The 5,669-nt window shown below is 72.3% G+C and carries 4 protein-coding genes; 3 read left to right on the top strand and 1 reads right to left on the bottom strand.

Annotated elements, in window-relative coordinates:
* The 3 genes from mycP to eccA form a co-directional block, all read left to right on the top strand.
* A partial coding sequence (gene mycP / locus CSR00_RS29115; protein ID WP_099025835.1) for a type VII secretion-associated serine protease mycosin occupies positions 1-995 on the top strand: 995 nt, incomplete at its 5' end.
* Complete coding sequence (gene eccE, locus CSR00_RS29110) at positions 992-2,569, top strand: type VII secretion protein EccE (RefSeq protein WP_245906730.1); 1,578 nt, start codon at positions 992-994, stop codon at positions 2,567-2,569. The genes mycP and eccE, both read left to right, overlap by 4 nt.
* Positions 2,566-4,419: a type VII secretion AAA-ATPase EccA gene (gene eccA / locus CSR00_RS29105; protein ID WP_099025832.1), complete on the top strand. Its 1,854-nt coding sequence runs from the start codon at positions 2,566-2,568 to the stop codon at positions 4,417-4,419. Before eccE ends, eccA begins: the two co-directional genes overlap by 4 nt.
* A gap of 18 nt (positions 4,420-4,437) precedes the next feature.
* Here eccA and CSR00_RS29100 read toward each other — a convergent pair whose 3' ends face one another.
* Positions 4,438-5,526: a MinD/ParA family ATP-binding protein gene (locus CSR00_RS29100; protein ID WP_245906732.1), complete on the bottom strand. Its 1,089-nt coding sequence runs from the start codon at positions 5,524-5,526 to the stop codon at positions 4,438-4,440.
* Positions 5,527-5,669: the final 143 nt, after the last annotated feature.

Genomic DNA, 5,669 nt, shown 5'->3' with positions numbered 1-5,669 from the left:
TGTGCGGAGAGGTGTATAAGAGCCAGCCCATGACCCCGCCGGGTGCGCCCGACGGGGTCATGGGCGTGGCCCCGCACGCCACGATCATCTCGATCCGGCAGTCCTCGCGCGCCTACGAGCCCGAGGATCCGACGCCGGGCAATCGGGAGGCCCGGGAGAAGGCGGGCAACATCCAGACGCTGGCCCGCGCGATCGTGCACGCCGCGGACCTGGGGGCCCGGGTGATCAACATCAGCGTCACCTCCTGTGTGTCGGCGGCCGACCCGCTCGACCAGGGCGAGCTGGGTGCCGCCGTGTGGTACGCCGCCACCCAGAAGGACGCGGTGATCGTCGCGGCGGCCGGTAACGAGGGCGAGGACAACTGCGCGCAGAACCCCGCGTTCGACCCGCTGAACACCAACGACCCCCGCGACTGGCACCAGGTCCGCACCATCTCCTCGCCGTCCTGGTTCTCCGACTACGTGCTCTCGGTCGCCGCGGTGGACAACTCCGGGGCGCCGATCAGCAAGAGCCTCAACGGCCCGTGGGTGGCGGCGGCCGCGCCGGGCACCAAGATCATGGGTCTGTCGCCGCAGAACGGGGGGCCCGTCAACGCCTACCCGCCGGTGCGGCCCGGTGAACGCAACCTGCCGTTCTGGGGCACCAGCTTCTCCGCGGCCTATGTCAGCGGGGTGGCGGCGCTGGTCCGCGCCAAGTACCCGGATCTGAGCGCCCACCAGGTCATCACCCGGATCCTGCAGACCGCCCACAACCCCCCGCGCGGCGTCGACAACCAGGTCGGCTACGGCGTCGTCGACCCTGTCGCGGCCCTGACCTTCAACGTGCCGCCCGGCCCGAAGGTGGCCCCCGGGGCGCAGTCACGGATCGTCGTCCCCCCGCCGCCGCCCGCACCCCCGGACCATCGGGCCCGCAACATGGCGCTCGGATTCGCAGGGCTGGTGGTGGCCGCGGTGGTGATCGCCGCCCTGGTGGGCCGCGCGAGGCGGGCGCTGTGAACCGGGCGCGGGTGTTTCGCAACCGGGTCACGGTGATCGTGGCCGTCGCCGTCCTCGCGCTGGTCGGGTGGACCCTCGGCGGGATCATCGGCGCGGCCGCCGGGGCCGTGCTCGGGCTGCTGCTCGGTGTGGTGCGCTGGTGGCGACAACCGCTGTGGTCGTGGGTGGTGCTCTACCGGCGGCGCAGGCAGCCGATCGTGCTCACCGAGCCGGTCACCGTGGCCAATGACCGCACCGGCGGCGGCGTGCGCTATCAGGACGGCGTGGCCGTGGTCGCGGTCCAGCTGCTGGGCAAGGCGCACACCCCGACGCTGTTCACCGGGTCCACGTCCACCGAGACCGACAACGTCCTCGACATCGCCGAGCTGATCCCGCTGCTGCACCAGAGCCTCGACCTCACGATCGAATCGCTGTCGGTGGTCACCGCCGGGGCCCGGCGCCGCAACACCGGTGACTATCCGCGGGTCTACGACACCCTGATCGGCACCCCGCCGTATGCGGGCCAGCGCGAGACCTGGCTGATCGCGCGGCTGAGCGTGCTGGGCAACGCCGCGGCGCTGCAGTGGCGGTCCACGGCCGGCACCGCGGCGCTGGCCGCCGCGCAACGGATCAGTTCGGCGATGCGCTGCCGCGGCATCCGGGCGCGGGTGGCCACCGCCACCGACATCGTCGAGATGGAGCGCCGGCTCGGGGTCTCGGCCCTGCAGCCCGCCAATCGCCGGTGGCGCGCGGTGCGCTCGGATGCCGGCTGGCTGGTGACCTACCGCTACCAGCCCGGTGACCTCAACGCGGAGACCCTCGCGCAGGCGTGGTCGTTGCAGGCCGACGGCATCATCCAGAACATCACCCTGTTCCCCGACGGCTCCAGTACGGCGACGGTGACCGTGCGCAGTGCGCAGCCGCCCACCACCCCGCCGAGCGTGATCCTCAAGACGCTTCCCGGTGAGCAGGCCGTGGCGATGGCGGCCAATCTGTGCGGGCCCACACCGGTGTTGCGTGGGCTGCGCCACGGGCCGCTGCCACCCACGCTGACGATCCCGATCGGCGCATCGGGAGTGCTGCTGGGCAAGGTGTCCGGGGGCAACCGGATCCTGCTGCCGCTGGCCGATCCCGGCGAGTTCAGTCGGGTGCACATCGCCGCCGAGGACGGTATCGCCAAGCGCATCATCGTGCGGGCGGTCGGCGCCGGGGACCGGGTCACCGTGCACACCCGCGACGTCCACCGGTGGCTGAGCCTGCGGATGCCCGACATCGCGATCACCGACCGCGCGCGGCCGGTGGCGGGCACCACGGTCAGCGTCGTCGACGGTTCGGTGTCGCCGACACCGCGGCCCAACACCGTGATCTCCGTGGGAGATCCGCGGGAACCGTACCGGGGCAGCGCCGACGTGGTGATCACCCAGGTCGGCCCGGCGACCATCGAAGTGAACGCGGCTGGCAGAGTGCATAGTGTGGAGGTCGAACTCTTCCGCGCCGAAAACCGCTACGTATCTACGGAACCGACCACGATGACCACTTTCCCCACCCCGCGCAACAGGACTCCCTCGCAGCAGTACGCCGGTGAGGCCCGATGAGCAGTCCCACGGTGACGGTCGCCGCCCGCCGCCAGTTCGACCAGGGCATGGCGCTGCTGGGCGGTGACCCCGCCGCGGCGCTGCCCCACTTCGTCGAGGCCACCGAGATCGACCCGAGCATGGCCGACGCCTGGCTGGGTCGCGTCGCGGCCGGCGACGACGCCCTGGCGACGCTGCAGCAGGTGTACACCTACGGCGCCCGCCTGCACCGCGAGACGAACCGGATCGGGGTGCCGCTGGCCGCACACATCAAGGCCGGGCCGTACCTGGCGATCGCGGTCACCGAGTCCTCCCATGCCGGTATCGCCCTGGCCAGCGCCCTGGTCGACGACGGCCAGTTCGACAAGGCCGAATCGGTGCTGGCCGACCCGGCGCTGCTGGACACCTGGGAGAACCACCAGTGGCAGCAGTACGTGCGCGCCTACCTGATGTTCGCCGCACAGCGCTGGCCCGACGTCATCGCCGAGGCGGCGGCGATCCTGCCCGCCCAGGCCATCATCATGGCGGCGGTCACCGCGGCCACCAACACGCTGGCCGCCCACGCGGCGGCGCATCTGGGTCAGGCCCGCGTCGCGCTGGACTGGGCCGAACGCGTGGAGCTGGGACCGGCGCGCGGCACCGCCGCGGAGGCGCGGCGCCGCGATCTGACCGACAGCATGGTGGCCGCCATCGACCCGGCCGAATTCCCGCTGATCGCTGCGGATCTGGCCTACGTGCGGGGGATGGCGCACCGCCAGCTCGGTGAGGAGGACAAGGCGCAGATCGCGCTGTCCAAGGCCACCGTGAACGGAGCGCTGCTCCCGGCGGCCCAGCAGGCGCTGGCCGACCCGAACCTGCAGCTGGTGGTCACCGACGAGGAGACCATCAACAGCCGTTCCAATCGCTGGGACGTCACCACCGAGCAGTCCGCCGAGGACCGCCAGCAGGAGGCCAACGAGGACCGGCGCAGCGAGCTGCTGGCCGAGGGCCGGGCGCTGCTGGAGAACCAGGTCGGGTTGGCCGACGTCAAGCGCGCGGTCGCCGAGCTGGAGGATCAGATCGAGGTGCGTGCGCTGCGGCTGGCCCACGGCCTGCCGGTGACCAACCAGACCAACCACATGTTGCTCGTCGGCCCGCCGGGTACCGGCAAGACGACCACCGCCGAGGCGCTGGGCAAGATCTACGCCGGGCTGGGCATCGTGCGCCACCCCGAGATCATCGAGGTCAAGCGCGCCGACTTCTGCGGCGAGCACATCGGCTCCTCCGGGCCGAAGACCAACGAGCTGATCGACCGCTCGCTGGGCCGCATCCTGTTCATGGACGAGTTCTACAGCCTGGTGGAGCGTCACCACGACGGCAGACCCGACATGATCGGGATGGAGGCCGTCAACCAGCTGCTGGTCGCGCTGGAGGTGCACCGTTTCGACTTCTGCTTCATCGGCGCCGGCTATGAGCGTGAGGTCGACGAATTCCTCACGGTGAACCCGGGTTTGGCGGGCCGGTTCAACCGCAAACTGCGGTTCGAGTCCTATTCGCCCGGCGAGCTCGTGGAGATCGCGGTGCGCTACGGCAATCCGCGCGCCACCGTGATCGAACCGGCGGCCCAGGAGGCGCTCAACGCCGCCTGCCAGACGCTGCGCACCTACCACGCTCCCGACGGCACCCACGGTATCGACGTGATGCAGAACGGCCGGTTCGCCCGTAACGTCGTCGAACGTGCCGAGCGGCTGAGGGATTCGCGGGTGGCGGCCCAGCACCGGGTGGACAAGAACTCGGTGACGGTGCAGGACCTGGAGACCGTGCGCACCCAGGACGTCCTCGCCGCGGTGCGCGACGCCTGCGCCGAAAAGCACGTCCCGATCGAATTGTGACCGGCGGACGCGCGGCGGTCACCCGGTGCGCGGGGCGTGGGCGAAGTGCTGGGCGACGGTGGCGGCAATCTCCAGGAACCGTCTCCGGGTGCCCGGAGCCATCTCCCGGGTGACGTCGATGACGCCGCCGGGACGCAGATGCGGATCGAAGGGCACCTCGACGACACGCTGGCCGCGGCTGGCGAACTGCTGGGCCAGCGCGGACCGGGTCTTCGTGTCGGCGTGACCGTCGGAGTCGTTGAGCACCACCACCGTGCGACGCAGCAGGTCGGTCTTGTCGTGGGTGGCCAGCCACTCCATCGTCTGCGCGGCCGCCTGGGCGCCGTCGGCCCACGGCGAGGACACCACGATCAGCGCATCGAGGTCACGCAGGGCCTCCTGGGTCACCGGTGAGTCCATGGTGGAGCCGCAGTCGACGATCGAGATGGTGAAATGCCGGTCGAGGCGCCGGACCGCCTCGCGGTAGATGGCCGGATCGAGCACCCGGCGCCGGGCGCCGGCGGGCTCGCCGGCCAGCACGTGCAGGCCTGCGGCGTTCACGCCGACCCGCGCCCGCAGATCGGCGAAACTGCTCAGGTTCCTGTCGGCGGTCAGTTCCCAGTACGACCCCGGGGCGCGCGGGTCCACGCGGCTGCCCAGCCGGCCGAACGCGGTGTCGGCGTCGACGGCCACCACCCGGTCGCCGGGTCGCAGCTCGGCGAAGATCGACCCGACGCTGGCCGCCACCGATGTCTTGCCGACGCCGCCCTTGCCGAGCACGCCGACCTTGTAGTAGCTGCGCAGGGGAGCCCGCACCGCGGCCTCCAGCGCCGCGTCCCGGCGCTCGGCCCGGGACGGCCCGAGGTTGACCGCCCCGAAGGTGATCGTGCGCACCCACCGTCGCCAGCCGTGGCGTGGCTCGGGGCGGCGCGGGGCCCGGGCCGGCGGCACCGGCCAGTGCGATGTCGGGGGCGGTGCGGCGAAACCGGGCTGAGGTGGGCGCGCCGGGCCCGGAGTCGGTCGGTGCTGCGGTGGCGGGCCCGCCGGCGGCATGGACCGCCCGCCGTCCGGTCCCGGGCCGGGCCACGGGGGCTGGCGCTCGCGCAGGAAGTCCTCGCGCTCGGGCACGGCGTTCTCCTCTGGGGTTGCGACGACCGGACCGGCCACCGACAGCGATGGTACGACCCCCGGATGCGGCCGACCGGGCGAGCGCGGGCGCCCGGCCGCCCCCGCGCTCGGGGGGACGACGGGGAGGACGGGGAGACGGGCGG

The sequence above is a fragment of the Mycolicibacterium palauense genome (assembly GCF_002592005.1).
Classification (GTDB): Bacteria; Actinomycetota; Actinomycetes; order Mycobacteriales; family Mycobacteriaceae; genus Mycobacterium; species Mycobacterium palauense.
This window is presented reverse-complemented; position numbering and strand designations above follow the sequence as displayed.

Excerpts from the sequence above, each read along its gene's own strand:
- eccA (WP_099025832.1), top strand. The coding sequence starts at position 2,566 with ATGAGCAGTCCCACGGTGACGGTCGCCGCCCGCCGCCAGTTCGACCAG.